28 protein-coding genes are annotated in these 25,373 nt (G+C 69.4%); 11 read left to right on the forward strand and 17 right to left on the reverse strand.

Going from position 1 to position 25,373, the window contains the following annotated elements:
- Nucleotides 1-23: 23 nt before the first annotated feature.
- Genes BKA15_RS34380 through BKA15_RS34390 form a run of 3 tightly spaced genes read right to left on the reverse strand, consistent with a single transcriptional unit; the run spans nt 24 to nt 1,682 of the window.
- Nucleotides 24-368, reverse strand: coding sequence for a VOC family protein (locus tag BKA15_RS34380; protein ID WP_179758100.1), 345 nt, complete (start codon nt 366-368; stop codon nt 24-26).
- A gap of 32 nt (nt 369-400) precedes the next feature.
- Nucleotides 401-1,123: an SDR family NAD(P)-dependent oxidoreductase gene (locus tag BKA15_RS34385; RefSeq protein WP_179758101.1), complete on the reverse strand. Its 723-nt coding sequence runs from the start codon at nt 1,121-1,123 to the stop codon at nt 401-403.
- Nucleotide 1,124: 1 nt separating this feature from the next.
- The gene (locus BKA15_RS34390) at nt 1,125-1,682 is read right to left on the reverse strand and encodes an SRPBCC family protein (protein WP_179758102.1); all 558 of its coding nucleotides are present in this window, start codon (nt 1,680-1,682) and stop codon (nt 1,125-1,127) included.
- A gap of 58 nt (nt 1,683-1,740) precedes the next feature.
- On the opposite strand from BKA15_RS34390, the gene BKA15_RS34395 reads away from it, so the two are divergent.
- Together BKA15_RS34395 and BKA15_RS34400 are read left to right on the forward strand one after the other, a co-directional pair.
- Nucleotides 1,741-2,202 (forward strand): winged helix-turn-helix transcriptional regulator, encoded by a 462-nt coding sequence (locus BKA15_RS34395; protein ID WP_179758103.1) that lies wholly within the window; start codon nt 1,741-1,743, stop codon nt 2,200-2,202.
- A gap of 72 nt (nt 2,203-2,274) precedes the next feature.
- Nucleotides 2,275-2,727, forward strand: a complete 453-nt coding sequence (locus tag BKA15_RS34400) for a winged helix-turn-helix transcriptional regulator (RefSeq protein WP_218871691.1) — start codon at nt 2,275-2,277, stop codon at nt 2,725-2,727.
- Between the two features lie 12 nt (nt 2,728-2,739).
- Here BKA15_RS34400 and BKA15_RS36715 read toward each other — a convergent pair whose 3' ends face one another.
- Nucleotides 2,740-3,636 carry an AraC family transcriptional regulator gene (locus tag BKA15_RS36715; protein WP_312879651.1) on the reverse strand — a complete coding sequence of 299 codons (897 nt, stop codon included), beginning with the start codon at nt 3,634-3,636 and terminating at the stop codon, nt 2,740-2,742.
- Between the two features lie 102 nt (nt 3,637-3,738).
- Here BKA15_RS36715 and BKA15_RS34410 point away from each other — a divergent pair, with 102 nt between their 5' ends.
- On the forward strand, nt 3,739-4,515 hold the full coding sequence (locus tag BKA15_RS34410; protein ID WP_179758105.1) for a phytanoyl-CoA dioxygenase family protein: 777 nt from the start codon (nt 3,739-3,741) through the stop codon (nt 4,513-4,515).
- A 119-nt stretch (nt 4,516-4,634) separates the two neighbouring features.
- Here BKA15_RS34410 and BKA15_RS34415 read toward each other — a convergent pair whose 3' ends face one another.
- The 7 genes from BKA15_RS34415 to BKA15_RS34445 form a co-directional block, all read right to left on the reverse strand.
- Nucleotides 4,635-5,009, reverse strand: a complete 375-nt coding sequence (locus tag BKA15_RS34415; RefSeq protein ID WP_179758106.1) for an RNA polymerase-binding protein RbpA — start codon at nt 5,007-5,009, stop codon at nt 4,635-4,637.
- A gap of 92 nt (nt 5,010-5,101) precedes the next feature.
- Complete coding sequence (locus BKA15_RS34420; RefSeq protein WP_179758107.1) at nt 5,102-6,418, reverse strand: MFS transporter; 1,317 nt, start codon at nt 6,416-6,418, stop codon at nt 5,102-5,104.
- Between the two features lie 10 nt (nt 6,419-6,428).
- Nucleotides 6,429-7,214, reverse strand: a complete 786-nt coding sequence (locus BKA15_RS34425) for a glycerophosphodiester phosphodiesterase family protein (protein WP_312879652.1) — start codon at nt 7,212-7,214, stop codon at nt 6,429-6,431.
- Entirely contained in the window at nt 7,214-7,717 is a 504-nt protein-coding gene (locus BKA15_RS34430; RefSeq protein ID WP_179758108.1) for a PGPGW domain-containing protein, read from the reverse strand. The genes BKA15_RS34425 and BKA15_RS34430 overlap by 1 nt, the downstream gene beginning before the upstream one ends.
- 84 nt (nt 7,718-7,801) lie before the next feature.
- Complete coding sequence (locus tag BKA15_RS34435) at nt 7,802-8,698, reverse strand: SDR family NAD(P)-dependent oxidoreductase (RefSeq protein ID WP_179758109.1); 897 nt, start codon at nt 8,696-8,698, stop codon at nt 7,802-7,804.
- Nucleotides 8,699-8,766: 68 nt separating this feature from the next.
- The gene (locus BKA15_RS34440; protein WP_179758110.1) at nt 8,767-11,328 is read right to left on the reverse strand and encodes an NHL repeat-containing protein; all 2,562 of its coding nucleotides are present in this window, start codon (nt 11,326-11,328) and stop codon (nt 8,767-8,769) included.
- A 192-nt stretch (nt 11,329-11,520) separates the two neighbouring features.
- Nucleotides 11,521-12,363 (reverse strand): serine hydrolase, encoded by an 843-nt coding sequence (locus BKA15_RS34445; RefSeq protein WP_179758111.1) that lies wholly within the window; start codon nt 12,361-12,363, stop codon nt 11,521-11,523.
- A 42-nt stretch (nt 12,364-12,405) separates the two neighbouring features.
- On the opposite strand from BKA15_RS34445, the gene pdxY reads away from it, so the two are divergent.
- From pdxY to BKA15_RS34465, 4 genes are all read left to right on the forward strand, one after another.
- Nucleotides 12,406-13,257, forward strand: a complete 852-nt coding sequence (pdxY, locus tag BKA15_RS34450; RefSeq protein ID WP_179758112.1) for a pyridoxal kinase PdxY — start codon at nt 12,406-12,408, stop codon at nt 13,255-13,257.
- 31 nt (nt 13,258-13,288) lie between these two features.
- On the forward strand, nt 13,289-13,765 hold the full coding sequence (locus BKA15_RS34455) for a VOC family protein (protein ID WP_179758113.1): 477 nt from the start codon (nt 13,289-13,291) through the stop codon (nt 13,763-13,765).
- A 65-nt stretch (nt 13,766-13,830) separates the two neighbouring features.
- Nucleotides 13,831-14,745: a phage holin family protein gene (locus tag BKA15_RS34460; protein WP_179758114.1), complete on the forward strand. Its 915-nt coding sequence runs from the start codon at nt 13,831-13,833 to the stop codon at nt 14,743-14,745.
- A 16-nt stretch (nt 14,746-14,761) separates the two neighbouring features.
- Nucleotides 14,762-15,355 (forward strand): gamma carbonic anhydrase family protein, encoded by a 594-nt coding sequence (locus BKA15_RS34465; protein ID WP_179758115.1) that lies wholly within the window; start codon nt 14,762-14,764, stop codon nt 15,353-15,355.
- Between the two features lie 105 nt (nt 15,356-15,460).
- Here BKA15_RS34465 and BKA15_RS34470 read toward each other — a convergent pair whose 3' ends face one another.
- Nucleotides 15,461-16,990 (reverse strand): helix-turn-helix domain-containing protein, encoded by a 1,530-nt coding sequence (locus tag BKA15_RS34470; protein ID WP_179758116.1) that lies wholly within the window; start codon nt 16,988-16,990, stop codon nt 15,461-15,463.
- A gap of 122 nt (nt 16,991-17,112) precedes the next feature.
- Here BKA15_RS34470 and lpdA point away from each other — a divergent pair, with 122 nt between their 5' ends.
- Nucleotides 17,113-18,513, forward strand: coding sequence for a dihydrolipoyl dehydrogenase (gene lpdA, locus BKA15_RS34475; RefSeq protein ID WP_179758117.1), 1,401 nt, complete (start codon nt 17,113-17,115; stop codon nt 18,511-18,513).
- A 129-nt stretch (nt 18,514-18,642) separates the two neighbouring features.
- On the opposite strand, the gene BKA15_RS34480 is transcribed toward lpdA, so the two are convergent.
- Nucleotides 18,643-19,647, reverse strand: coding sequence for a helix-turn-helix transcriptional regulator (locus BKA15_RS34480; RefSeq protein ID WP_179758118.1), 1,005 nt, complete (start codon nt 19,645-19,647; stop codon nt 18,643-18,645).
- A gap of 62 nt (nt 19,648-19,709) precedes the next feature.
- Between BKA15_RS34480 and BKA15_RS34485 the strand changes: the two genes are divergently transcribed.
- From BKA15_RS34485 to BKA15_RS34495, 3 genes are read left to right on the forward strand one after another with little or no spacing between them, the layout of a single operon-like run.
- Nucleotides 19,710-20,225, forward strand: a complete 516-nt coding sequence (locus tag BKA15_RS34485; protein WP_179758119.1) for a hypothetical protein — start codon at nt 19,710-19,712, stop codon at nt 20,223-20,225.
- Nucleotides 20,225-20,803: an NIPSNAP family protein gene (locus BKA15_RS34490; RefSeq protein WP_179758120.1), complete on the forward strand. Its 579-nt coding sequence runs from the start codon at nt 20,225-20,227 to the stop codon at nt 20,801-20,803. Before BKA15_RS34485 ends, BKA15_RS34490 begins: the two co-directional genes overlap by 1 nt.
- 47 nt (nt 20,804-20,850) lie before the next feature.
- Nucleotides 20,851-21,099, forward strand: a complete 249-nt coding sequence (locus tag BKA15_RS34495) for a type II toxin-antitoxin system Phd/YefM family antitoxin (RefSeq protein ID WP_312879654.1) — start codon at nt 20,851-20,853, stop codon at nt 21,097-21,099.
- 30 nt (nt 21,100-21,129) lie between these two features.
- Here the strand turns inward: BKA15_RS34495 and BKA15_RS34500 are convergent, their stop codons facing one another.
- From BKA15_RS34500 to BKA15_RS34515, 4 genes are read right to left on the reverse strand one after another with little or no spacing between them, the layout of a single operon-like run.
- Nucleotides 21,130-21,570, reverse strand: coding sequence for a BP74-related protein (locus BKA15_RS34500; protein WP_218871693.1), 441 nt, complete (start codon nt 21,568-21,570; stop codon nt 21,130-21,132).
- Between the two features lie 26 nt (nt 21,571-21,596).
- On the reverse strand, nt 21,597-23,378 hold the full coding sequence (locus BKA15_RS34505; protein ID WP_179758121.1) for an ABC transporter ATP-binding protein: 1,782 nt from the start codon (nt 23,376-23,378) through the stop codon (nt 21,597-21,599).
- Nucleotides 23,375-24,571 (reverse strand): ATP-binding cassette domain-containing protein, encoded by a 1,197-nt coding sequence (locus BKA15_RS34510; RefSeq protein WP_179758122.1) that lies wholly within the window; start codon nt 24,569-24,571, stop codon nt 23,375-23,377. Before BKA15_RS34510 ends, BKA15_RS34505 begins: the two co-directional genes overlap by 4 nt.
- Nucleotides 24,496-25,209 (reverse strand): hypothetical protein, encoded by a 714-nt coding sequence (locus BKA15_RS34515; protein ID WP_179758123.1) that lies wholly within the window; start codon nt 25,207-25,209, stop codon nt 24,496-24,498. The genes BKA15_RS34510 and BKA15_RS34515 overlap by 76 nt, the downstream gene beginning before the upstream one ends.
- Nucleotides 25,210-25,373 lie beyond the last annotated feature (164 nt).

The following is a 25,373-nucleotide window of genomic DNA, read 5'->3' on the forward strand; positions in this document are numbered from 1 at the left end:
GGCGACGGTCGAAACGATCGGTCTTACGTCAACTGGATGAACTGGAGGTGATTGCCATCGGGGTCCGTCACCAGACCGAACCGACCACCCGGTCGATCTTCGACCGGAAGCTGCCACTCCACACCCACCGTCTTCAGGTGCGCCTCCACGGCGTCGAAATCGTCGACGTGGAAATTGAGGATCGAGCGGCCGGGGTCGTTGTTCGTCCCGGTGACGTCGTCGCGTTCGTCGACGATCAGCAGGAAGCCGTCGAGATCGAACACTCCCTTGCCCCCGTGATCCACGGAGAGCAAGGTGCTGTACCAACTGCGCAGTTCCTCGGGCCGGCTGGTGCCGATCAGAATGCTGCCGGGCTTCGGAGTCTTCATTCCGTGAGTTCCTTCTCGTCGTCGGTGAATGGTTAGGCGGGTCTGGCGGCGGCGGCGATGATGGCGTGCTCGTCCCGGAGCGCCTTGACCGCGCCGTCCTGCCAATCGGTCATGATCCGCGACATGGAGTCGGGGAAGATGTCGTCGTCCTCGTTCTCCACGCCGTCGAGAATGGCTTGCGCGACCGAGGCGGGTGAGGCCTTCGGGATGTTGAAGCCGCGGTTCATGTCGGTGTCGGTCGGCCCGGTGAGGACGGCGTGAACGCGTACCCCATGATCAAGAAGCAGCTCCCGCTGCGACTGGGTCAGGGACAAGGCGGCCGCCTTCGAGATCGAATAGCCCGGGACGATCGGGATCGGGACGATGGCCGCCGTCGACAGGCAGTTGACGATCGCGCCGCCGGACTTGATCAACTGCGGCAGGAAGGCCTGGGTCACGGCGTGCAGGCCGAAGAGGTTGACGGCGAGGTGCCGTTCCAGCACGGCGGGGTCGGAGAGATCGTCTGGCAGTGCCACGCCGGCGTTGTTGATCAACAGGTCGAGCTTCTGCACCGACGCCACGGCCTGTTGGATCTGCTCCGGGTCGGTCACGTCGAGGATGAGTGGGGTGACCCGCTCGTCCGGATGATCGAAGGTTTCGCGGGTGCCCGCGTGCACCCACCACGCACCTCGGCTCAGCGCCTCCTCCAGGAGAGCCCGGCCGATGCCGCGGTTGGCTCCGGTGATCAACACCGTCTTGCCACTGATCGTTGCCATCTCAGGACCTTCCGTCCGCGAGGTCGGCCAGGCCGAGAGTCTGGGGTACGAGTCTGGCCCGTGCCACCGTGGCCGCGGCCTGGTGCGCCGGAGCGCTGCCGTCCTCCTTCGGGTTGGGCTGGCCCTGGCCGGTCATGATCAGGTTCCGCAGGCTTCCGCTGATGTAGCCGCCCCACGCGTTGGAGCACACGTCGTAGCAGTCGTACTCCGGAACCAACCCCACGTGGGTGAAGCGGACCTCGGTGCCGGCGTCGGTGGCGGAGATGTCGAAGATCATCTTGGTGTCCTGCCACTCCGACTGGTCGTCGACGAAGTTCAGGTAGTTGTCCAGCACGTGCCAGGCGACCCTTCGGCCGGGCACCAGTTCGGTGACCCGGATCCGGGAGCGATGGACGTCTTGGAAGCTGTATTCGAATTCGGCACCGACCTCGTCGGTCACGCCCTGGACCCCTTGGGACCACCAGCCGCGGACGTTGGTGATGGCCTCGAAGGCCACCTGTGGAGTCCGATCCACATGGAAGGCCTCGGTGTAACTCGAAGCGCTATCTGCTTGCATCATGCAAGTGACCCTAGCGGTGACACTTTCATGATGCAAGTGGTCGGCGTAAACTTTCGCCATGCTCGGCAAGACGTACGACTCGCAGACGTGCTCGATCGCCCGGGCCCTCGAGGTGATCGGCGAGCGCTGGAGTCCGCTGATCGTTCGCGACGCCCTGTTCGCGCGGGCCACCCGCTACAGCGACTTCCAGCGCAGTCTCGGCATCGCCACCAACGTCCTCAAGGCACGTCTCGACGGCCTGGTCGAGGCGGGGATCATGCGGCGTCATCCGTACTCCGGGCAGTCCGAGCTGTACGAGTACGTACTCACCGAGAAGGGGCGGGCGCTCGCACCCGTGCTCGTTGCGCTCGGCGAGTGGGGCGATGAGTGGGCGACCGACGGGGAACCGCCGATGATCTACACCCACGCCGGCTGCGGTGCTGAGATCGAACTGCAGACGACCTGTGCCCGCTGCGGCCGCCTGGACGATCCGGTGGAGATCGAAAGCCGCTTTCGGGACCGGACGATCGGGGCGCCGTAGCATGATGCAAGCAGAGTTGCGGCACGACGGACCGGATCACATGCAGGGAAGGTGACATCAATGCTCGGCCGAATGTACGAGCGAGAGAACTGTTCGGCGGCCCGTGCGCTGGAGATCGTGGGGGAGCGCTGGAGCCTGTTGATCATCCGCAATGCGATGTTCGCCGGGCAGACGAGGTTCACCGAGTTTCAGCGGGCGCTCGGCATCGCCCCCAACATCTTGTCCAACCGCCTCGAGCGGTTCGTCGAGGCCGGGATCATGCAGACCCGGGACCGCGCCGGTGACAGCGAGTACGTCCTCACCAGCAAGGGGTTCGACCTCCAGCCGGTGATCATCACGCTCACCGAATGGGGCGACCGCTGGTCCGCACCAGCCGGCCCACCGATCATCTACCAGCACGAAGGTTGCGGAGGACGAGTCCACGAACACCTTCGCTGCGACGACTGCAACGCCAGTCCGGCCCCGACCCAGGTCACGGTGCGTCCCGGCCCGGGCGCCCTGCCCGGGCAGGCCGGAGCGCCCTGACCGGAACGTGGCTCAACCATTCCGCCGCGGTACGAAAGCGTGCTGGGCCGCCTTCCGGAACTCCCGCGGCGCCAGCCCGTGCGCGGCCTGGAACCGACGGGTGAAGTAGGCCGGGCTGGCGAAGCCGCAGGCGTCGGCGATCTCGGCCACCGGCCGCATCGTGGTGGTGAGCAGCGTCGCCGCGTGGCGGAGGCGCAGGTCGCTGACGTACCCGGTGGCGGTGGTGTCGTAATAGCGGCGCATCGAGCGGGCCAGGTGGGCCGGGCTGACCCGGGCCAGTTCCAGCAGCCGCGGCACGCCGCCGCGCAGGTTGTCCTCGCTCTGCAACGCGGCGCAGGCGGCGACCAGCCAGTCCGGCGCACCGCTCGGCGGCGGTTCGACGCCGGGGCTCGGATCTGGGTCCAGCAGCGGTACGAGTTCGCTCCAGAACCTGATCAGGTCCAGCGGCCGCGGCCCGGCCCGGAACCGTTCCAGGGCGCCAGCGCAGGCGGTCTCGGCGTCGGCGAAGCCGGACTCGGGGGAGAGCCGTCGGTGCGGCGGACGTTCGGCGGTGTGCCAGTCCGGCCGGACGCCGGCGAGGTCGGCGAAGGAGCGCCACCGGCTGGCCGGGAAGGCGATGTTGTAGAAGCGGATCGGTCCCGAGATCGCATGCTGGTCCCGCCCGGTCCGCCGGTCGAACGTGCGCAGCAGGATCACGTCGCCGGCGCGCAGCTGCTGAACCCGGTCGGCGACACCGGGCCCGAGATCCTGACTGCCCTCGCCGTCCAGGACGAGCATCACCTCGCAGTAGTCGCGATGCCCGTGCGGCTCGGACCGGCCGCGCAGGTCGACCAGCGCCGCGTGGTACGGGCGCCCCAGGGCGTGGGTCTCGAAACGCTCCAGGCCGGGTTGGCTCCGCGAGATCGGCACATCAAGAAAGTACAAGTATTCGAGCGCCGAGTGGCTGTCGTGCGCCGAATCGGCGGCGGATGATGAGGGAAATCGTCAACTCGCCATCGAGGAGCACCGCCGATGACCAGCACCCCCGACACCCGCAGCACTACCCTGACCGACTTCGACCGCGACGGGTACGTGATCTTCCGCAACGTGATCGACGCCGACCTGATCGCCGAGGCAAGCGACCATGTGGCCTGGCTGGAGCAGCAACACCCCGACGTCCGGCCGGAACAGCTGGGCCACGTCTACCTGCGCGACGACCCGTTCTGGGTCCGGCTGATCTCCGACGACCGACTGGTCGACATCGCGTCCCAGTTCGTCGGCGACGATGTCGCCCTGTTCGCGTCGCACTACATCAGCAAGCCGCCGTTCACCGGGCAGCAGGTGCTCTGGCACCAGGACAGCGCGTTCTGGCCGCTGGAGCCGATGGAGGTGGTCACGCTGTGGCTCGCGGTCGACCATTCGACGCCGGAGAACGGCTGTGTCCGGTTGATCCCCGGCAGCCACACGCTGGACACCGCGGCCCTGCGGGAGCGGACCGACGTGGAGAACGTGCTCGGCGCCGAGATCGCGGTCGACGTGGACGAGAGCCAGGCCGTCGACATGGTGCTGGCGCCGGGCGATGTCGAGGTGCACCACCCGAAGATCGTGCACGGCAGCAACGCCAACACCTCACCGAACCGGCGCTGCGGCCTGACCATCCGCTACATCCCGACCTCGACCAGGATCACCGCCGACGAGCAGCCGTACCCGAGTGCCTTCCTGCTCCGCGGCAACCCGGGCGTGAACACCTATCAGCCGCGGCCGACGTTCGACCCGGCCCGCCATTTCCCGTTCCGCGACGCGAACTGAGTCTCAGGGGATCGTGTGGTTCTGTACACAAAAAGATGACCGCCTCCCGGCACTGACGCATCGCCGACCAGTGCGATGCGGGTGCCGGGAGACGGCCAGGCTGGTTTGGAACCCGAGTGTTAGGCCGACTTCGCCGAGTGCGAGGAGAGGTAGTTCGGCCCGAGGGCGCCGGACCGCAACAGGTCCAGCCGCTCCTTGAGCAGATCCTCCAGCTCGGCGATCGACCGGCGCTCGCGCAGCATGTCCCAGTGCGTCCGGGCCGGCTTCTCGTCCTTGGCCTCCGGACGCTCACCGTCGGAACGCAGCGACTCCGCACCGCACCGCGGGCACTCCCACAGGGCGGGGATCTCGGCCTCTTCGGCGAAGGTCAGCGCGAAGTGGTGCTGGTTCGGGCAGTCGTATCCGATCTCTTGGCGCGGAGCGAATTCGACACCGGTCTCATCTTCGAAGCTCTTGGCTCCGAGGCCGGAACCCCGTAACGAGCGATCTGCCATCGTGTCCTCCCGACTCGATCCTGACTTGGATGGTCCCCTGGAGAGCACAACTCCCGAGTCGGCGTAAATGTTCCGAACGGGTGAACAAACCGTCACAAAGTTGCGGACTCACGCACCGGGCTGCGGACCGGGAGCAACGCGACGGCACCGGCGAGCAGCACCAAGGCTATCCCGATGATACCCATCCGGTCACTGGCGAAGAGCCCGGCGAACAGCCCGAACAGGCTCGGCGCGAGGAACGACACCGCGCGGCCGGTGGTCGCATACAGGCCGAACAGCTGTCCCTCGTGACCCGGTGGGGCGAGCCGGGCCAGGAAGGTCCGCGAGCTGGACTGGGCCGGGCCGACCCACAGGCAGAGGATCAGCCCGAAGATCCAGAACAGGGTCGAGCCGTGCGAGAACAGCAGCACGGTCGCCGCGGCGACCAGGCCGCCGAGCGAGACCAGGATGATCAGCTTCGGGCCGACCCGGTCCTCGATGATGCCGGCCGTGAAGGCGCCGGCCGCCGCGACCACGTTCGCCGCGACTCCGAAGATGATCACGTCGCCGGCCGAGAGTCCGTACACGCTGCGGGCCAGCACGGCGCCGAACGCGAACACCGCCGCCAGCCCGTCCCGGAAGATCGCGCTGGCCAGCAGGAACCAGACGGTGTGCCGGGAGTGCGCGTAGAGATCCCGCAACTGCCGGACCAGCACCCGATACGAGGCGAAGAAGCCGACCCGGGCGGCGCGGTCGGTGGGCGGGATCTCCGGCACCGCGACGAGCACGGGGATCGACCAGACCGCGAACCAGACGGCGGCGACGACCGCCAGCACCCGGTACTTCAGCCCGCCGTCGGCCGTCACACCGAACAGCCCGATGTCGGGCTGGATGAACAGCAGGTAGGCGCCGAGCAGGACGCCGATGCCGCCGACATAGCCGGCCGCCCAGCCGATCCCGGACACCTTGCCGATCGTCGCCGGGGTGGAGATCTGCCTCAGCATCGCGTTGTACGAGACGGCGGCGAACTCGGAGAACACGCTGCCGGCGGCCATCAGGACCAGCCCGAGCCACAGGTACGAGTACTCGTCGGCGACGAAGAAGAGGCCGGCCGACGACAGGATGGTCAGCGCGCTCCACAGCGCGAGGTTGAGCTTGCGGCGGCCGCCGGCGTCGGCGCGTTGTCCGATCACCGGCGCCAGCAGGGCGATCAGCAGTCCGGCGGCGGCGAGGGCGATGCTCAGCCAGGTGGCGCCGGACAGCGAGCCGGCCGGGGCGCCGGCCGCGACGTCCTCGGTCAGGTAGGGCGCGATGACGAAGGTGACGACGATCGTGTTGTACGCGCTCGCGCCCCAGTCCCAGAGGGCCCAGGCCGCGACCTGGCCGGGCTTGGAGGTGCGGGGCGTCGCTGTCGTCGGAGTCGGGTTCATGGGCGGCGGCTCAGGTCCAGAGCCCGCGTCGGTTCAGCACGTCCGACAAGATATCGATCCGGTCGGTGAAGATGCCGTCGACACCGAGATCGATCAGCCGTTCCATCTCGGCGGCGTCGTCGATCGTCCAGACGTGCACCTGCTTGCCGGCCCGGTGCACGGCCTTGATCAACGGCTCGGTCAGCACCGTCACGGTCCGGCCGGCGACGGTGTGCCGGACCGGCAGTTGCAGGGCGGCGCCGGCCGAGTTGATCATGGCGGTGAGGCGCGGCGCGTACCGGTTCCAGGCGATCCCGGCCTGACTCGCGGCGGTCGGTACCCGCGGCCCGAGCAGCCGCCGGATCCGGTGCAGCCGGCGAATCCCGAACGAGGAGACGCAGACCCGGTCGATCGCGCCGTGCCGCCGGATCGCCTCGGCCAGCAGCGGGACCGCTGCGTCGGACTTCGCGTCGACGTTGAACCTGACCTCGGGATGGGCGTCCAGGAGCTCGTCGAACAACGGGATCGGGTCGACGCCGCCGATCCGGGCCTCCTTCAAGATCGCGTACGGCAGCGCGGCGACCAGCCCGGTCCGGTCGGTCACCCGGTCCAGCCGGTCGTCGTGGAACGCGACCAGGACGCCGTCCGCGGTGGCGTGCACGTCGGTCTCGAAGTAGCGGTAGCCGAGCTTGGCCGCCTCGGCGAATGCGTGCAGCGTGTTCTCCCGGCCCAGGTTCGGCGGGTACGTCGCGCCGCCGCGATGGGCGAACGCGAGGAACGGCGCGTCGAAATACGGGAAGTCGGCTGCGCGCAGCACTACACGCCCGGCAGCCGGCGCAGCAGGTCGGCGATCACGTCCGGCATCCAGGGCGGCACGCCGAAGACCACGAACCCGAGATACGCACCGGTCAGGCCGACGCAGATCGCCAGCACTGTCAGCAGGACCTTCTGCCGCAGCGGCCACCGGCCGAGCCGGTGCAGGATCAGGCGGAACAGCCGCATCAGCCGGTGCGCCCAACGGAACTCCGAGGACCAGACGGCCAGGCCGAGCAGGACCAGCGGAATGCCGCCCGGGCCCGGAATCGGACCGGTCAGCGCGCCGAGGATGATGAAGAACAACCCGGCGACGGCGACCCCGACCCGGTAGACGACGAGCTTGCGCGGATCCTGCCGGATCCTGCGCCGCCACTCCCAGCGGTCCTCGTTCGGCTCGATCAGGACGTGGGTGTTGTGTTCGGGCTCGTACTCGTCGAACGCGCCGCCGCGCTTCCAGCGGGCGCGGTGTCTCCGCGCCGTACGGGAAGACTGGTCCGCCGACATGTCACAACTGTAATTGGCCCCACCCACACTCCGCCGGTCGGACGGTAAATCTCAGTCGCCGTTCAGCGACCGGGCGCGTTCGGGTCAGTGGCCCGCGGTCAGGGCGACGCTGGTCCGCCACAGGTCGGCCGCCTTCGCCTCGTCGTAGGAGTCCGCCGAGGATTCGGTCTCCCGGTCGCCGGTGAAGTAGCGCCCGGTGACCGAGCCGAGCCCGGGATCGGTGACCAGGCGGGCCAGTGCCGCACCGGAGCGGCGCGGGGTGTTCCGGTTGATCCCGGGGATCAGGGTGAGCGCGGGCATGACCCGGTGCCAGACGAAGGAGCGGATGCCGCGGAAGTCGCGGGCCAGCCCGGTGCCGGGCATCTGGCCGGGATCGAAGGCGTTGAACGTGACCTGGGCGACCGGGGTACGGCGGGCGAACTCGTAGCAGGCGAGCAGGTTGCACAGCTTCGACGTGGTGTAGCGGCGGCGGCCGGCCCGCAGCGGGTCGGGATCCTCCTCTCCTTCCGGGTACGCGAGCCGCTCGGCGGTGTCGTAGACGGGCGGCGGGAAGCCGGTCCGCTGGGCCGGGTCGTGGGTGGCGCTGGTGACGAAGACGACCCGGCTCCCGGCCGGCATCCGGGGCAGTGCCTCGCGGATCAGCAGGAAATGGCCGAGGTGGTTCACCCCGAACGTCTCCTCGATGCCGTCCCGGGTCAGCCGGAGCCCGGTGAAGCCGACCAGGCCGGCGTTGGCGACGATCGCGTTCAGCGGCGGCAGGTCGGCCACGAACCGGCGCACGGCGGCCAGCGAACCGAGGTCGAGCACCCGTCCGTCGGCCCGGTCACCGAGCCGGGCCGCGGTCTCGCCGACCCCGGCCGCGGACCGGCCGGTGATGATCACCCGCTGGTCCGGCTCGGCCAGCAGGGCCCGGGCCGTCTCGTAGCCGAGCCCGCCGGTGCCACCGGTGATCAACACCGTCCGTTCGCGATCCTTCGACACCCGTCACCCCGTTCGCCGGATCCCCAGGGTGCCCATCCTTCCACCGGGGGCCGCGGCGCGGGGCTGGTTCAGCGGGGAACGACGGTGCGGAGCAGTCTCGGCCCGGCGACCGAGTAGAGATCGCCGTAGTCGTCGACGACGAGGTGGGTGCCGGCGCCGCTCGGCCGGAGCACCTTCAGCGTCGCGGTCGCGCTGCCGGCGCGGAGCGTCCGCTTCGGGTCGAAACCGAACAGGCGGCCGCCGGCGATGCCGTAGATCGTCCCGTTCGGGTGCCGGACCAGCCGGGCGTAGTTGCCGGGGATCCGGACGCCCGGTTTCCAGTCCGGGAAGATCTCCTGCGAGAAGATCAACTTCTCGGTGCCGGGATCGAGCGCGGCCAGCCACCCGTTGGCGTAGAACCAGACGACGCCGGTCTCGTCGGTCAGGGCGGCGTCGACGGACCGGGTGCCGGCGATCGGCCACGGGACGGTCCGGGCCTCGCCGGTGGTCTCGTCGAAGATCAACAACTTGGCCTGGGAGTCGATCGGTTCGCCGTCGTAGGCGTAGAAGATCGAGCCGCCGCCGAAGACCTTGCTGCCGCTCGCCGCCAGTGCGCTGATCGACTGGTGGCCGATCACGCCGGCCAGCGTGGTGCAGGTGCCGGTCTCAAGATCGAGATAGCCGAACCCGCCTTGATCATGACCGTAGTCGGCCTGGCTGCCGTAGTAGATCCGGTCGCCGTGCCCGGTCAGCCCGTACGGCCGGTTCTGATGATCACCGATCGTGCACTCCTGCCGCGGCGCGGTGCCGGCCTCGATCTCGGCCGGGGTGAACGAGTCGATCCTCCCGTTCGGATAGGTGCCCTGATAGGTGCGGCCCCGGTAGGTGATCATCTGCTCGGCCTGGCCGCCGAACAGGTAGGTGCGCTGCCGGTCGTCCCGCAGCGGGGTGTACGCGCCGAGGCCGCCGGTCAGATACCCGGCGGTCCAGAGCCGGCCGTCGGCACCGAGCGCGAGCGAGTTGGACGCGATCGGCATCGGCGGGTTGTTCGGCACCTGGCCGCGCTGGAAGTTGCCGGTCTGCAGGTTGTACGCGGTCAAGATGCCGCCGGAATTCCAGCCGACGATCGACAGTCCGGGCCAGGCCGGGTCGCCGAGGTCGATCAGTTCCCAGGCCCGGGAGAAGATGTTGACCGGCGCGTCCAGCACCGCCTCCTCGCCGGTGGCCAGGTCGTAGGAGTGCAGCGGAAGGTTCGGCTCGCCGGCCTTGTTGAAGTAGATCTTGCCGTCGACCGGCCGGGTGGCGCCGTTGTAGATCACACCCTTGATCTCCGTGACCACCTCGCCCGTGATCTTGCCGGCGGCGTCCCGGCCGACCTTGATCACGGTCAGGTAGTCGTTGCCGCGGCTGTTGCTGTCGCCGCCCCAGACGGTGACGTAGCCGTCGCCGGCCGACCCGCCGTAAAGCCAGGGCAGCGCCAGTTGCGCCGGGCTGAGCAGCGAGGTCAGGTCGGAGCAGCCGGTCGCGCCGGCGTCGACCGGGCAGCCGTAGAGGTGAGGTTTGGTCCCGGTGCCGGTGAAGACCGCGTCGGTGACCTGGTCGTACGCGGTCCAGCGGGTGTAGTTGGCGTCGGTGGTGAGCGGGTTCGGGCCGACCACGGCGAAGCCGTCCTCCGGGTCGTACTTCCAGATCGCGGCACCGGCATACCCGTTGGTCGGTTCGCCCCAGCCGCCGCCGTACACGGTGCCGTCGGTGCCGAAGCTGATTCCGTAGACGAAGCCGAAATGATCAATGGGCGGGGTGCCGATCCGGACGGCCTGGGCGGCGCCGGGTGTCCAGGACCAGAGCGCGGCGGAACCGTAGGTGCCGATGTAGACGATCTTGCTCACCGGGTTCTGCTTGACCGTCCAGGAGCCGGTGGCGCCGGGCAGGTCGACGGTCTTGATCACCTCGGTGCGCAGGATGTCGCTGATCACCAACTTGGCCGGGCTGCCGGTCGAGCCGGTCGCAACCGAGTAGGTCACCTTGCGGCCGGTCTCGTCCTCGCCGGCGCCCATCGCCAGATACGTTGCGGGCTTGGTGATCTGCGGCCCGACGCTGGTCGCGGGCGCGGTGATCAACACCTCGTCGTACGTTCCGGAGCGGCGCACGCCGAGCTCGACGGCGACCCCGGCCGCACCGGCCGGTGCGGTGCCGTCGACCGTGACGATCTCGGTGCCGCGCGGATGGGTCGCGTACTCGGTGTCGATCACTGCGCCGGCCGCGTCCAGCCAGACCAGGCCGATGGCGGCCGTGTCGGTTCCGGTCGCGTGAGCCCGGGCCTGCAGCGCCGAGCCGGCCGTGACCGGGACGGCGTCGCTGCGAGCGCCGAGGTTGGCGCAGCCGCGGCTGCCCAGGGCCAGTGCCTTGGACCCGTCGCTGGCACCGTCACCGGTGATCGTGAGGCCGTCCGGGCAGGAGGCGGCGCCGCCGCGCCCGTCGGTCGGGGTCCAGCCGTCGAGGTCGGCCTCGAAGCTGTGGTTCGGCACCAGCAGGTCGCCGGTGCGGATCGGGGGAGGGGCGGTCTCGGCGACCGCCGCCGTCGGGAGGGAAAGGGTCAGACAGAGCGTCGCGCAAGCCACCGCGAGCCAGGCCGTCGGCCGGTTCCGCATGGTCACCACCTCGGGATCGGGAACCCGTTCAGCGTATTTAGTGGCGTCATGAACCGGAATAGTTTCCGTCCGAAATGGACAGGTATCTGCCCTGAGCCTGTCGGAGGGCCAAGCCCATGAACGTTCCCTGAGCTTGTCGAAGGGCCAAGCCAGGTGTGCCTTGCCCTTCGCAGGCTCAGGGAACGTGTGACTTCAGAGGGCGGCGCGATGCTCCCAGACCGCCGCCGTGAGCGAGGCGATGAAGCCGTGCGCCACCTCGCTCGGCCATGGTGCGGTGGTGGCGACGGCGAGCACGAACGGCCGGGCGTCCGGCGGCCGGACCAGGCCGGCGTCGTGGGTGATGTCGGTGACCCAGCCGTTCTTGTGGGCGACCCAGGTGCCGGCCGGCAGCCCGGCCCGCAGGTCCATCCCCATCTCGTTCGCGGCCAGCACCTCGAGGACGGCGTCGCAGGTGGCGCGGTCGCCGGCCGTCCCGCGCTGCAGGGCGGACAGGATCGCGGCCAGCCCGCGGGTGGTGATTAGGTTCCCGTCGCCCAGCTTGTCCCGGGCCGCGTAGTCGTTGATGCCGCGGGCGACGCTGATCCCGGTCGCACCGCAGGCGGCGATCGCCTCGCCGACGGCGGCCAGGCCGACCTGGTCCAGAACGAGGTTGGTGGCGAGGTTCGAGGACCGTACGACGCTGCGCCGGCACAGCCAGCGCAGCGTCGCCGTACCGCCCAGTCGCTGCCACGGCTCCGGATCCGAGTCGTCCTCCCGGACGACGCCGAACGTCCCCCCGACCTGGGAGGTGAACTCGTTGTGCACCGGCAGCTCGGCATCCAGGTCCAGCCGTCCGGCCGCGGCCAGCCGGTAGGCGGCGAGCACCAGCGGCAGCTTCATCGTGGAGGCCGCATAGTGCTGCGCGTCCGGGTTCACCTCGGCGACCGGGTCGCCATGATCATCGAGCAGGGTGACCGAGATGGTGGCCGGTCCTGGCTCGGGGCGTTCGGCGACCAGGCGGTCGAGCTCCGCCGCGACGGGGGATGCGCTGTTCACCTGCATATCTAACCGGAACGCGGCGGGTGTCAGAATCGTGCCGTGACCGCGATTCTCTCCATCCAGTCCTCCGTCGCGTACGGACACGTCGGCAACAGTGCGGCAACCTTCCCGCTGATGCGGCTCGGCGTCGAGGTCTGGCCGGTGCTCACCGTGCACTTCTCCAACCACACCGGGTACGAGAGCTGGCGCGGCCCGCTGCTCGCCGCGTCCGACGTCGCGGACGTGATCAAGGGCCTCGACGAACGCGGCGTGCTGGCCCGCTGCGACGCCGTGCTGTCCGGCTACCAGGGCGCTGCCGACGTCGGCGCGGTGATCTTGGACGCGGTCGCGCTGGTCAAGGAACGCAACCCGGCCGCGATCTATTGCTGCGACCCGGTGATGGGTGACGTGGACCGCGGAATGTACGTCAGGGAAGGGATTCCGGAGTTCATGCGGGACCGGGTGGTGCCGGCCGCGCAGATCCTGACGCCGAACCACTTCGAGCTGGAGTTCCTGACCGGCCGGCCCGCGAAGTCCCTGGAGGACGTGATCACCGCGGCCGACGAGGTGCGCGGGATGGGCCCGGACACGGTACTGGTGACCAGTGTCGTGCACGACCTGGTGGCCGATGATCAACTTCAGATGGTGGCGGTCACCGAGGGCGAGGCCTGGTCGGTCACGCTGCCGCTGCTGAACCAGACGTTCACCGGCAGCGGGGACCTGACCGCGGCGACATTCCTGGCCCACGTCCTGACCACCGATCTGCCGACCGCGCTGAGCCGGACCGCGGCGATCGTGCACGGCGTGCTCAGCAAGACCGTCGAGTCGGGCCAGTCCGAGCTGCAGCTGGTCGCCGCGCAGGACGAGATCGCCGCGCCGTCGCGGCAGTTCGAAGCGACCCGGATCCGGTGACCTCGGGGCCGGGGAGTGGCAGGATCGGTCCATGGGCCTGGGATTGCGGCGGATCCGCCACGTCAAACTGCCGGTGACCGACCTCGCGCGCAGCGTCGCCTGGTACCGGTCGCTGCTCGAGCTCGACCTGGTCGCGGAGTTCGCCGAGGACGGTGAGCTGCGCGGCGTCCAGCTGGTCGACCCCGACGGTGCCTTCGGCATCGCGTTGCGCGAGCGCGCCCACAGCGCGAGCCGGCCGGACCTGACCGGCTTCGACCCGTTCGCGCTGGAGGCCGAATCCCTCGCCGCGCTGCACGCTCTGGCTGCGCGGTGCGACGGGCTCGGCGTCGCGCACGGCGGGGTCCAGGACCGCGGCGAGTGGGGTGCCAACCTCGACGTCACCGACCCGGACGGCACCGTGTTGCGGTTCCTGGCTGGCAACGTGCTGGAGCCGGGCACGTTCCACGGCTTCGACCTCCACAGCGACGGCACGATCGCGCTCAATCCCGGGCCACGGCTGGAGATCTGACCGGCTGGCGGACGAAGACGGCGCCGGACGTGATCACCGCCGCCGGCGAGGTTAGGGTGTTGATCATGGCGGGACGTGCGGCGGCGGTGCTGATCCTGGTCCCGGTCGCTGCTCTGGCTGCCTGGCTTGCGGACGACCTGGTGCCCGGGTACCGCACGGGCGAGGGCCCGTTGCTCCGTGGCCTCGGTTTCATGATCACCGGGGTCGTGTTCGCGATCATGATCGGGTTCATCACCTGGCTGGCCGGCCGCGCCCTGCGCCCACTCGAACGACATGCCGCCCGCCTGCTCCGCGACGAGGACGACACGGCCTTCGGCGCGGAGACCGACTGGGAGTTCTTTCGCCCGATCCGCGTCCTGTGGCTGCTGTCGGGCCTGCGCTACGCCCTCGAGCTGGTGATCACGTTCGTGGTGGCGCCGCTCGCGTTCTGGCTCGGTACGACGGCCGCTCGGACGGTGGGGCTGCCGGTGCAGCTCGACGGGTTCTGGCCCACCGTGCTCGCTGCCCTGATCGTGGAGGCGGTCCGCAAGGCGCTCCCGCAGCGGCGCCCGGCCCCGCGGCGGATCGCGCTGTGGCTGGTTCGGCTGCTGCTGCCGGCCGTGGGCATCGCGCTGGCCGTACTGATCGTTCCCGGCTTCGACCTGGCTCCGGGACCGTGGTTCCGGCAGGCGTTGGCCGTGCTCGTGCTGGGACTGCTGTCGCAGTTGATCACGCTGTGGGTCCAGGTCCCGTTCGTCACCGTGCTGCTGCGGGTCGCCGGGAACGCGGTCAAGCTGTGGGCGGTGTCCTGGCTCAGCGGCTGGTCGAACCTGCCTTTGCACGTCGACGGCTTCTGGCCGCTGGTGCTCGCCGCGATGATCTTCAGCGTGGCGACCTGGTTCCTGCAGTTCCCGCGCCCGAAGCAGCAACCGCAGCCGCCGCAACTGGATCCGTTCTGGCCGCACGATCCCCTGCGTGACCTGACGACGCCGCGCTACTGACGAGGAGGTGACAGCCGTGCTGATCGAGCATCGAGGACGCCGACCCGTGGTCCCGGAGTCGGCCTACCTGGCGCCGACCGCCGTGCTCTGCGGGGCCGTGATCTTGGGGGAGCGGTGCCGGGTGCTGCACGGTGCCGTGCTGACCGCCGAAGACGGCGAGATCACGGTCGGCGAGGACGTGGTGATCATGGAGAACGCGCTGGTCCGCGGCCGTCGTGATCATGCCGTACGGATCGGCGACGCGGTGCTGATCGGTCCGCACGCACACGTCAACGGCGCGGTGATCGAGGACGAGGTGTTCGTCGCGACCGGGGCGTCACTGTTCCCCGGATCCGTTGCCGGGCAGGGATCCGAGCTGCGGATCAACAGTGTGCTGCACGTCAATTCGCGGCTGGCTCCGGGCAACACGGTGCCGATCGGCTGGATCGCGGCCGGCGACCCGGCCGAGCTGTTCTCACCCGACCGGCACGACGAACTGTGGGCGGTGCAGGCGGGACTCGACTTCCCCGGCACCGTGTACGGCGTCGACCGCGGCACCTCGATGCGCGTGATCATGCGTCGGCAGGCCGAGTTCTACGCCACCCACCGCGACGATGACATCGTTCCCTGAGCCTGCTGGTCGACGTTCCCTGAGCCTGTCGAAGCATGTCCTGAGCCTGTCGAAGGGGGCAGGCCACTCCAAGGCCCTTCGACAAGCTCAGGGAACGATTGTTGATCAGTGCGTGTCGTAGTAGATCTGGATGTTCGCGCCGACCGCGTTGAGCCGGTTGGCCAGATCCTCGTAACCGCGATTGATCACGTACACGTTGCGCAGCAGGGATTCGCCGCGCGCAGCGAGCATGGTCAGCAGCACGCACATGGCCGGCCGGAGCGCGGGCGGGCAGATCACCTCGGCGCCGCGCCAGCGGGTCGGGCCGGTCACCTCGACCCGGTGCGGGTCGAGCAGCTTCACCTGGGCGCCGAGCTTGTTCAGGTCGGTCAGGTAGATCGCCCGGTTGTCGTACACCCAGTCGTGGATGATCGTCGACCCCTGCGCGGTCGCCGCGATCACGGCGAAGAACGGCAGGTTGTCGATGTTGAGGCCCGGGAACGGCATCGGCTGGATGCTGTCGATCGGCGCCTTCAGCTCGGACGGGTGGACGGTCAGGTCGACCAGCCGGGTGTGCCCGTTCGCGGCGACGTACTCGTGCGAGAGCGTGTACTTCAGGCCCATCTCGGTCAGGATCGACAACTCGATCTCGAGGAACTCGATCGGCGCCCTCCGGATGGTGAGTTCGGACTGCGTCACCACGGCCGCCGTGAGCAGGCTCATCGCCTCGATCGGGTCCTCCGACGGCGCGTACTCGACGTCGCGGTTGATGCTCTCCACGCCGCGGATCCGCAGCGTGGTGGTGCCGATGCCGTCGATCTCGACACCGAGGTGGGTCAGGAAGACGCAGAGGTCCTGCACCATGTAGTTCGGGCTGGCATTGCGCAGTACGGTCTCGCCGGGGAACAGTGCCGCGGCCAGCAACGCGTTCTCGGTGCCGGTGTCGCTGCGCTGGGTGAGCACGATCGCCCGCGTCGGGACGACGCTCGGATCGACCTTGCAGTGGTAGTAGCCGTCGGTCGGCACCACCGAGAGACCGAACTGCCGGAAGACCTGCAGGTGCGGCTCGATCGTCCGGGCACCAAGATCACAACCGCCGGCGTACGGCAGCTGGAACTCGTTCATCAGGTGCAGCAGCGGGCCGAGGAACATCAGGATGCTCCTGGTCCGGCGCGCGGCCTCGACGTCCATCGACGCGAGATCCAGCTGCGCCGGCCGGACCAGGGTCAGGTCCTGCCGGTCCGGCGACCAGGTGGCCTCGACGCCGATGCTGGTCAGGACTTCGAGGATCCGGTTGACCTCTTCGATCCTGGCGATCCCGCGGATCGTGGTCCGGCCCTGGTTCAGCAGGCTGGCGCAGAGCAGGGCGACGGCGGCGTTCTTGGACGAGCGCACGTCGATGCTGCCGCTGAGCGTCGCGCCGCCGGTCACCCGCAGGTGCATCGGGCCGGCGCCGACGGAGATGAGGGGAGAATCGAGAGCATCCGCAATCCGGCTCACCATGTCAAGACTCAGGTTCTGGTTGCCGGCTTCGATCCGGTGGATCGCGCTCTGACTGGTGCCCAGCACGGTGGCCAGCTGGGTCTGCGTCAGCCCGCGGTGCTTGCGCGCGTCACGGATCAGGGTGCCGATTCGGTCCAGTGAGGTATCAGTCACGTCGTGCACCATATCTCATATGTGAGTTAAGTCGAGTTACGGCGTGTCGGCCCGTCGTGTCGCGTGTCGCACACCGCGTGACCCCGGCGTCGGGCCGGTGGCCGTACTTCTAGAGTTACCCCATGACCGCACACTTTGATGTCGTTGTCCTGGGCGCCGGGCCCGGAGGATACGTGGCCGCGATCCGCGCGGCGCAGCTGGGCTTGAACACCGCCATCGTCGAGAAGAAGTACTGGGGCGGGGTCTGTCTCAACGTCGGCTGCATCCCGAGCAAGGCGCTGCTGCGGAACGCCGAGCTGGCGCACATCCTGACCAAGGACGCGGCGACGTACGGCATCAACGGCGAGGTCAGCATGGACTTCGGGGCCGCGTTCAAGCGCAGCCGGGCCGTCTCGGACCGGATGAGCAAGGGCGTCCACTTCCTGATGAAGAAGAACAAGATCACCGAGATCGACGGCTGGGGCACGTTCGTCGACGATCACACCCTGTCCGTGCAAGGTGACTCCGGCGAAGCGCAGACGGTCACCTTCGACCACATGATCATCGCCGCGGGCGCGACCACCAAGCTGCTGCCGGGCACGAAGCTGAGCGAGCGGGTCGTCACGTACGAGGAGCAGATCCTCACCGACACGCTGCCGGAGTCGATCATCATCGCCGGGGCCGGCGCGATCGGCGTCGAGTTCGCGTACGTGCTGAGCAACTACGGGGTCAAGGTCACCATCGTCGAGTACCTGGACCGGATCGTCCCGCTGGAGGACAAGGACGTCTCGGCCGAGCTGACGAAGGCGTACAAGAAGCTCGGCGTGACCATGCTCACCTCGACCAAGGTCGACGCGATCGACGACTCCGGCGACAAGGTCAAGGTGTCGGTGTCGCCGGCCGCCGGGGGAGAGGGGCAGGTGCTCGAGGCCGACAAGGTGCTGCAGGCGATCGGTTTCGCGCCGCGCACCGAGGGCTACGGGCTCGAGGCCGCGGGCGTGAAGCTGACCGAGCGCGGCGCCATCGACATCGACGGCTTCATGCGGACGAACGTGCCGCACATCTACGCGATCGGCGACGTCACCGCGAAGCTGATGCTGGCGCACACCGCCGAGGCGCAGGGGATCGTGGCCGCCGAGACGATCGCCGGCGCGCCGACCCAGGAGATCAACTACGACTTCATCCCGCGGGCGACCTACTGCCAGCCGCAGATCGGCTCGTTCGGCTACACCGAGGAACAGGCCAAGGAGAAGGGGTACGACGTCAAGGTGGCGAAGTTCCCGTTCGCGGCCAACGGCAAGGCCTGGGGCCTCGGCGACGCGACCGGCTTCGTCAAGATCGTCGCCGACGCCAAGTACGGCGAGCTGCTCGGCGCCCACCTGGTCGGCCCGGAGGTCACCGAGCTGCTGCCGGAACTGACCCTGGCCCAGCTCTGGGACCTGACCGCCGAAGAGGTCGCCCGCAACATCCACGCCCACCCGACCCTGTCGGAGTCGATCAAGGAAGCCGCGCACGGCATCGCCGGCCACATGATCAACATCTGATCAAGAGCGTCCGGGAGCTCGTCACTCTGGTCACAAGTTTTTCACGTTACGTGAAAAACTGTCGCTTTACGCGGGAAGTAACTCGGGTAAAGCGACAAGAAGTGTGGGGAAGTGGCGGCTGGATCCGCTTCAGGATCGGGTACGGGCTCGAGGGTCGGTGTGGTAGCGGGCGGCCAGCTCGACGGCTGTGCGGCTGAGCCGCTCGCGCAACTCCGGCGGGTCCAGCACCTCGACCTGGGCGCCGAGCTTGAGCACCTCGGTCTCGGCATGGGTCAGTGACTCGATCGGCAGGCTGGCCGTGATCCAACCGTCCAGGTCGGGCTCGCTCGCGGTCGCGGTCACCGAGGCCGACGCGGTGTCGCTCCAGACGTCTCGGCTGCGTTCCAGTCCGGCGGGCGACAGCCGGACCGTCGCCGTGCCCTGGATCAGCCGTTCCTGAAAGCCCTCCAGTTGCGCCCGCCAGTAGCCGGCCAGGTCGAAGCCGGCGGGCCGTTCGAACGGGTCGCCGGTGCCTTCGACACCCAGCACCTGATTGACCCGGTACGTCCGCGGCGGCCCACCGTCGGCCGAGCGGGCGACCACGTACCAGCGGCCGGCCTTGAGCACCATGCCCAGCGGCTCCAGGGTGCGCCGGACCACGCTCGGCTCCCGCCAGCGACGGTAGATCACGGTGATCCGGCGCTGCTGCCAGACGGCCGCCGCGACCTCGGCCAGGCAGGGCGGGTCGTCGCGCTCGGCGTACCAGCCGGGGGCGTCGAGATGGAACCGCTCCCGTACCTCCTCGGCCCGGTGCCGCAAGTCCGCCGGCAGCGCCGCCTGCAACTTCCGTTCCGCGCTGGCCAGCACGGCACCGAGCCCGAGCTGGTCGGCGGCCTGCGGCAGCCCGGTCAGGAACAGCGCCTGCGCCTCGTCGTGGGTGAGGCCGGTGAGCCGGGTGCGATAGCCCTCGAGCAGCCGGTAGCCGCCGGACCGGCCGGAGTCGGCGTAGATCGGCACCCCGGAGTGTTGCAGCGATTCCATGTCGCGGTAGACCGTGCGCACCGAGACCTCGAGTTCGGCGGCCAACTCGCGGGCGGTCATCGTCCGCCGTGCCTGCAGCAGCATCAGGGCACTGACGAGGCGGCTGGCACGCATGGCACCAGTATCGGCGAATACACTGACAGGAGATGGCAGTGAATCGCTGCGAGAGTTCCGCCATGAGCATTGACACCACGGCCACCGAGCCGATCGCCGACGGCCGGCACGACTTCGACTTCTTCGCCGGCACCTGGCACGTGCACCACCGCCGGGTCACCGACGCGCTCGATCCGGACTGCGACGAGTGGATCGAGTTCGAGGGGACCGACGAGGTCCGGTTGATCTTGAACGGACTCGGCAACTGCGACACCCTGCGGGTGCCCGAACTGCCGGGCGGCGGCAGCCTCGAGGGCTTCACGCTGCGGCTGTTCGAGCCGGAGACCGGGCTGTGGCGGATCTGGTGGGCGTCGACCGGGCGGCCCGGCGTCCTGGACGAGCCGGTGGTCGGCCGATTCGTCGACGGCGTCGGTACGTTCGAGTGCCGCGACGTGGTCAACGGCGTCGAGTTGCTGGTCCGCTACGTCTGGTCCGACATCACCCCGGACTCGGCGCGCTGGCAGCAGTTCTTCTCGTTCGACGACGGCGCCACCTGGCACCTGAACTGGATCATGACGAGCACCCGTACGGCGGATTGATGGAGCCGTCGGAGTGCGGGGTCGTCGAACTGCGCCGCTACCTGTTGCGGCCCGGCCGGCGGGACGAGCTGATCGAGCTGTTCGAGCGCGAATTCGTGGAATCGCAGCAGGAGCTGGGCATCTGCCTGCTCGGGCTGTTCCGCGAGGAGGGCGACGAGGACCGCTTCGTCTGGTTCCGCGGCTACCGTGATCTTGAAGCTCGGATCGCCGCCCTGCAAGGGTTCTACGAGGGTCCAGTGTGGGCCAGGCATGCGCGCGCGGCGAATGCGACCATGATCGACTCCGACGACGTCCTGCTGTTGGAACCGATCAAGGTGTACGAAAGCGCCGATGATCATGGAGCGTCGCGGCCGTCGGTGGAGGTGGCGATCAGCGAGGCCGGACGGCTGCCGGAGGATCCGCCGGGGTTCCGTCCGCTGGCTGTGTTCAAGACGCTGCACGCGGAGAACGGTTATCCGGGACTGCCGGTCCGTGAGGCGGACGTGGTGGTCACCGTCGGTACGGGCGCGCCGGCCCCCGGCGCCCCGAACGCCGTTCGGCTCCGGCTGCAGCCGACCCGGCGATCCCACTGGCCCTGACCGGCTCCACGCCGGCAGCAGCCGCGTTCGGATCCTACGATTGCCGTGTGACCGTCATTCCGGCAAGCGAACTCCGCGCGCACACGGCCGCCATCCTCCGCCGCGTCGAGGCGGGGGAGGAGTTCGAGGTACTGCGGGACGACCGTCCGATCGCGAGGATCGTTCCACTGCGGCGGCGCGGTAGTTGGGTTCCGGCGACCGAGATGGTGAGCGAGCTGACCAGGCTTGGGCGGGACACCACCGGACTCGCGGACGAGCTTCACGAGACACTGGCCGAGACCACCGACGACATCTGATCCGGATGACGTGAACGTGGTGGTGAAACCTCACCCGGGAAATGACTCGATCGAGACGATCTTGGCCGACCAGGGGCAGTAGTCGTCGCTGGTGATCGTCTCGTCCTCGACGTAGGACGGCAGCCCGTCGCAGACCTCGGTGGTGGCGTCCGCGAACGCGACGGTGGCCGGGTCGAGGTGCCAGGTCCACGGCTCGTTCGGTCCGGGATCGCCACGGACCACCCGGCCGACCGGGATCGCCGCCACGTCCTCGCCGGCGAGCAGCTTCTCCGCGTGCGCGACGAGTTCTGGTGTCGCCAGCTCGACCCGGAAGGTCTCGCTGTCGGCGACCCGGAACGTCGCCACCCGTACGGCTGGAGTGGCACTCGGCGACGTTGGCTCCGCTGGTCCGCAGCCCGTGATCACCATCAGCGCGGCAACGACGGCGACCATGATCGGACGGCGCCACCGATTGGGTGCAAGGGGTTCCATGACGGGAGGCTACCGCCGCCTGGTGATCACGGCCGGTAGCCGCGCGCCTGCAGCTCGTAGAGGTGGGCGTAGTGACCGCCCGCGGCGAGCAGGTCGGCGTGGCTGCCGTACTCGATCAGGCGGCCGTGGTCCAGGACGGCGATCACGTCGGCCGACGCGACGGTGGAGAACCGGTGGGTGACCAGGATCGTGATCGTTCCGGTGTTCCGGCCGGCCCGGGCCGCCGCCGCATAGCGGTCGAACAGCTGGTGCTCGGTGATCGCATCCAGAGCGGCGGTCGGCTCGTCCAGGACCCTGATCAGGGGAGCGGGGCGCATCAGGCCGCGGGCGATCGCGATCCGCTGCCACTGGCCGCCGGACAGGTCGACGCCGCCCGGCCAGGCCGAGCCGAGTTGAGTCGCAGGGCCGGCCGGCAACGCGTCCACCACCTGCTCGGCCGCACCGGCGACCAGCGCTGCCCGTACCGCCCGATGATCATCGCGCTGCGGCAGATCACCGATCCCGACCGCCTCGGACACGATCAACTCGAACCGGACGTGATCTTGGAACGCGCCACCGATCCGGATCCGCCAGGCCGCCAGGTCCAGTTCGGCCAGGGCGACCCCGCCGACCATGATCGTTCCCGACGACGGGGTACGGAGACCGGTGATCAACTCGACCAGGGTCGACTTGCCGGCACCGTTCTCGCCGACCACGGCGAGCACCGTTCCGGGGGCGAGGTCGAGATCGACGCCGGTCAGCGCGACCCGGTCCGCGCCCGGATAGCGATAGCCCACCCCGTTCAGGACGAGGCGTCCGGGGTCGGCGGGTGGCTCTGCCCGGCCGGGATGCTCGGCGGCGATCTCGTCGGCCGCGTCGAGGAGCCAGAGGTAGCGGCCCGCGGTTCGGGTCATGTCGGCGACCTCACTGATCACGGACCGCAGCTGGCCGCTGACGCCCTGCAACCGGGTGACCAGCAGCAGGGCCAGAGTCAGGTCGCCGAGGTTGCCCCGGCCGGTCAGCGTGTCCTGGACCAGTAGGCCGAGCACGATGGCCGCGACGCCGAAGAAGATCACCTGGACGACCGTGGTCAGACCGGCCTCGCGCCGGGCGAGGGCGACCATCGGCCGCCGCCAGGCCCGGCTCGCCACTCGAAGGCGGGACCGCAACCCGTCGGCCAGCCGGAACACCCGGACCTCGCCGTAGTGCTCCGGATCGAGGCCGAGCCGGAGCAGAGCGCGGGCCAGCCGGCCGGGCTCGGCGCTCGCCTCCTCCGCCCGGCCTCGCCACCGGGCGGCGATCGGGCCGGCCAGCACGGTCGGTACGCCCGCGAGCGCGACCAGCAGCATCCGTGGATCTGCGGAGGCCGCCAGTGCGAGTACGCCGACCACTCCGACCACGGAGCTCAGCTGGTTGAGCATCGTGTTGATCGCCAGACCGACAGCGCCAGAACGCTCCCGGAGCAGCTGCAGTTGATCAAGGTAGCGCGGATCGTCCAGATGATCGACGGTCGGAATGGTCGCGGTGATCCGGGCGATCTCGGCCGCGAACGTCGCGCCGACCCGTTCCATCTGATTGATCCGCGAGCTCATCCCGATCATGAACAGCACCCGGGTCAGAGCCACCTGCGCGACGAACACCGAGGCAGCGGTGATCATCCACTGCAGGTTCGCAGCTGCGGCTCCCGCGATGAACAGCGAGAGCGACCACGGCTGGAGCAGGGCGACCAGGACCCCGACAGGCTCGGCGAGGCAGCCGAGGGACGCCACCGGTGCGACCCGGATCGATGTCGAGACGAGCAGCCGGAGCGCGCGGACGAGAGACCTCATCGCACTTCACCCCGGAACCGCGCTGCCTGCAACTCGAACATCCGCGCATAGCTGCCGCCGGACCGGAGCAGCTCCTCGTGACTGCCGGCTTCGATCACCCGTGCCCCGGACGCGCCGGGTGGCGTACCGAGGACGACGATCCGGTCCGCGTGCCGTACCGAGGACAACCGGTGCGTGATCAACAACGTCGTGCTGCGCCCCCGCTGATCGAGTACGGACTCGAACAGCGCCGCCTCGGCCCGGACGTCGAGCGCCGCGGTCGGTTCGTCCAGCGCGAGCAGCCCGGCCCCGGCCTCGATCGCGGTGAGAGCCCTCGCCAGCGCGATTCGCTGCCACTGGCCACCGGAGAGATTCGTACCGCCACTGAACTCGGCCGACAACACGGTCTCGGGCCCGCGGGGGAGCTCGGCGAGAACCGTGTCGGCCCCGGCACGTTCGGCAGCCCGGGACCAGTCCGTGCCGGGCAACCAGCGATGGCCGGCGGTGAGGTTGTCGGCCGCGCTGAGCGGCAACCGGAGGAACTGTTGGAAGATCGGCGCGATCCGGGCCCGGGCCGCCGGATCGGCGGTCGGGTCGCGACCGTCGATCCGGACCGTGCCCGCGTCGGGCGACCACAGCCCGCAGAGCAGCCCGAGCAGGGTGGACTTGCCGGCCCCGTTCGGCCCGACGATCGCGACGCACTCACCCGGCTCGATGATCAACTCCAGGTCCTCGAGCACGCGGGAATCCGTGCCCGGGTAGCCGAATCCGACGCCGCGGAACTCGATCCGCGCCGGACCGGTCCGTCCGGTGCCGAGGTGATCACGCTCGTCCGGAGCCGGCTGGGGAAACGGTAATCCCAGCGTGGTCCGGAACTCGATCAACCGGGACAGCTCGGTGGCCGTACGGTCCAGTGAGGTCTCGTCGTCGTCCTGCCGCCCGAACACGCTCAGCCCCAGCAAGGCCTGCACGAGGGTGGCCAACGACGCCACGCCGACCGCACCGCCGCCGACGTCCATGATCAACAGGCCGAGCGCGCCGGCGTGCAACAGCAACAGCAGGACCAGCGATCCGATCGTGCCCCGCACGGTCCGGCGCCGGTTCGCCGCGACGCCGATCATGATCGCGTCCCGCAGCGTCACGTAGCCGTCGACGAGCCAGTCGGCCAGCCCGACCAGCCGTACCTCCTTCGCCGATGATCTTTCGACGACCACCCGCTGCAGATAGGAGGGGCCCGGTGCCGCAGCGGGATCGAGCCCGCGTCGTCCATCAGCACGGAACGCCAGCGCGCGGTCGTCCGGGACAGGATCAGCCAGCCGACCAGCAGGACGAGGGCGACCCACCACCGCCAGCCGGCGACGATCACCAGCGCCCCGACGCCGGAGAACCGCGCCGTGATCACTCCCCAGAGGCCGCCGACACCACGCAGGAACAGCCAGTGCTGCAGCGCACCCGCGGCCTGGTCCAGAGCCTCGGCTCCGGCGGGTGAGCGAACCCCGGCCAGCGAGTACGGACGCGTCGCCGTGTCCAGCAGCAGATCCTGGTACGCGCTCAGGTAGCGCGCCCCGGTGACCTCCTCGACCCCGCCGGAGACCGCCGCCAGCAGCGGACCGGCGACCAGAGCCGCCGCCGTCGCGACCAGCCAGGTCCAGACCGCCACCGGCGACCCGACCCCGGCGACGACGTCGGCGAGGGCGCCGATCAGGCGGCCGGAGCTGATCATCGCGGCGACGGCTGCGACGGCCTGGAGCGCCGAGAGGGCGAAGCAGACCAGCGAGAGGCCGGGTGCGGCGTGCCACAGGAGCCGGACGTGGCGCAGCAGCGGGAGAAAGGAATGGGGGAGCCTGAGCATGGCAAGACCCTTCGTTCGTTACGGAACTCGGCGGATCGCTCCGCCCGGGCCTTGTTCAGGCGGGCCCAGGTTAACCCGGGTCGGGCGGTGTCGATCAAGGGATTTCTTGCGCGCTCCGCGAGCCAATCACGGGTGCTGCCACGAATGCACGACGTCTGTGACGC

Origin of the sequence: Microlunatus parietis, from assembly GCF_013407955.1 — a bacterium.
GTDB lineage: Bacteria > Actinomycetota > Actinomycetes > Propionibacteriales > Propionibacteriaceae > Microlunatus > Microlunatus parietis.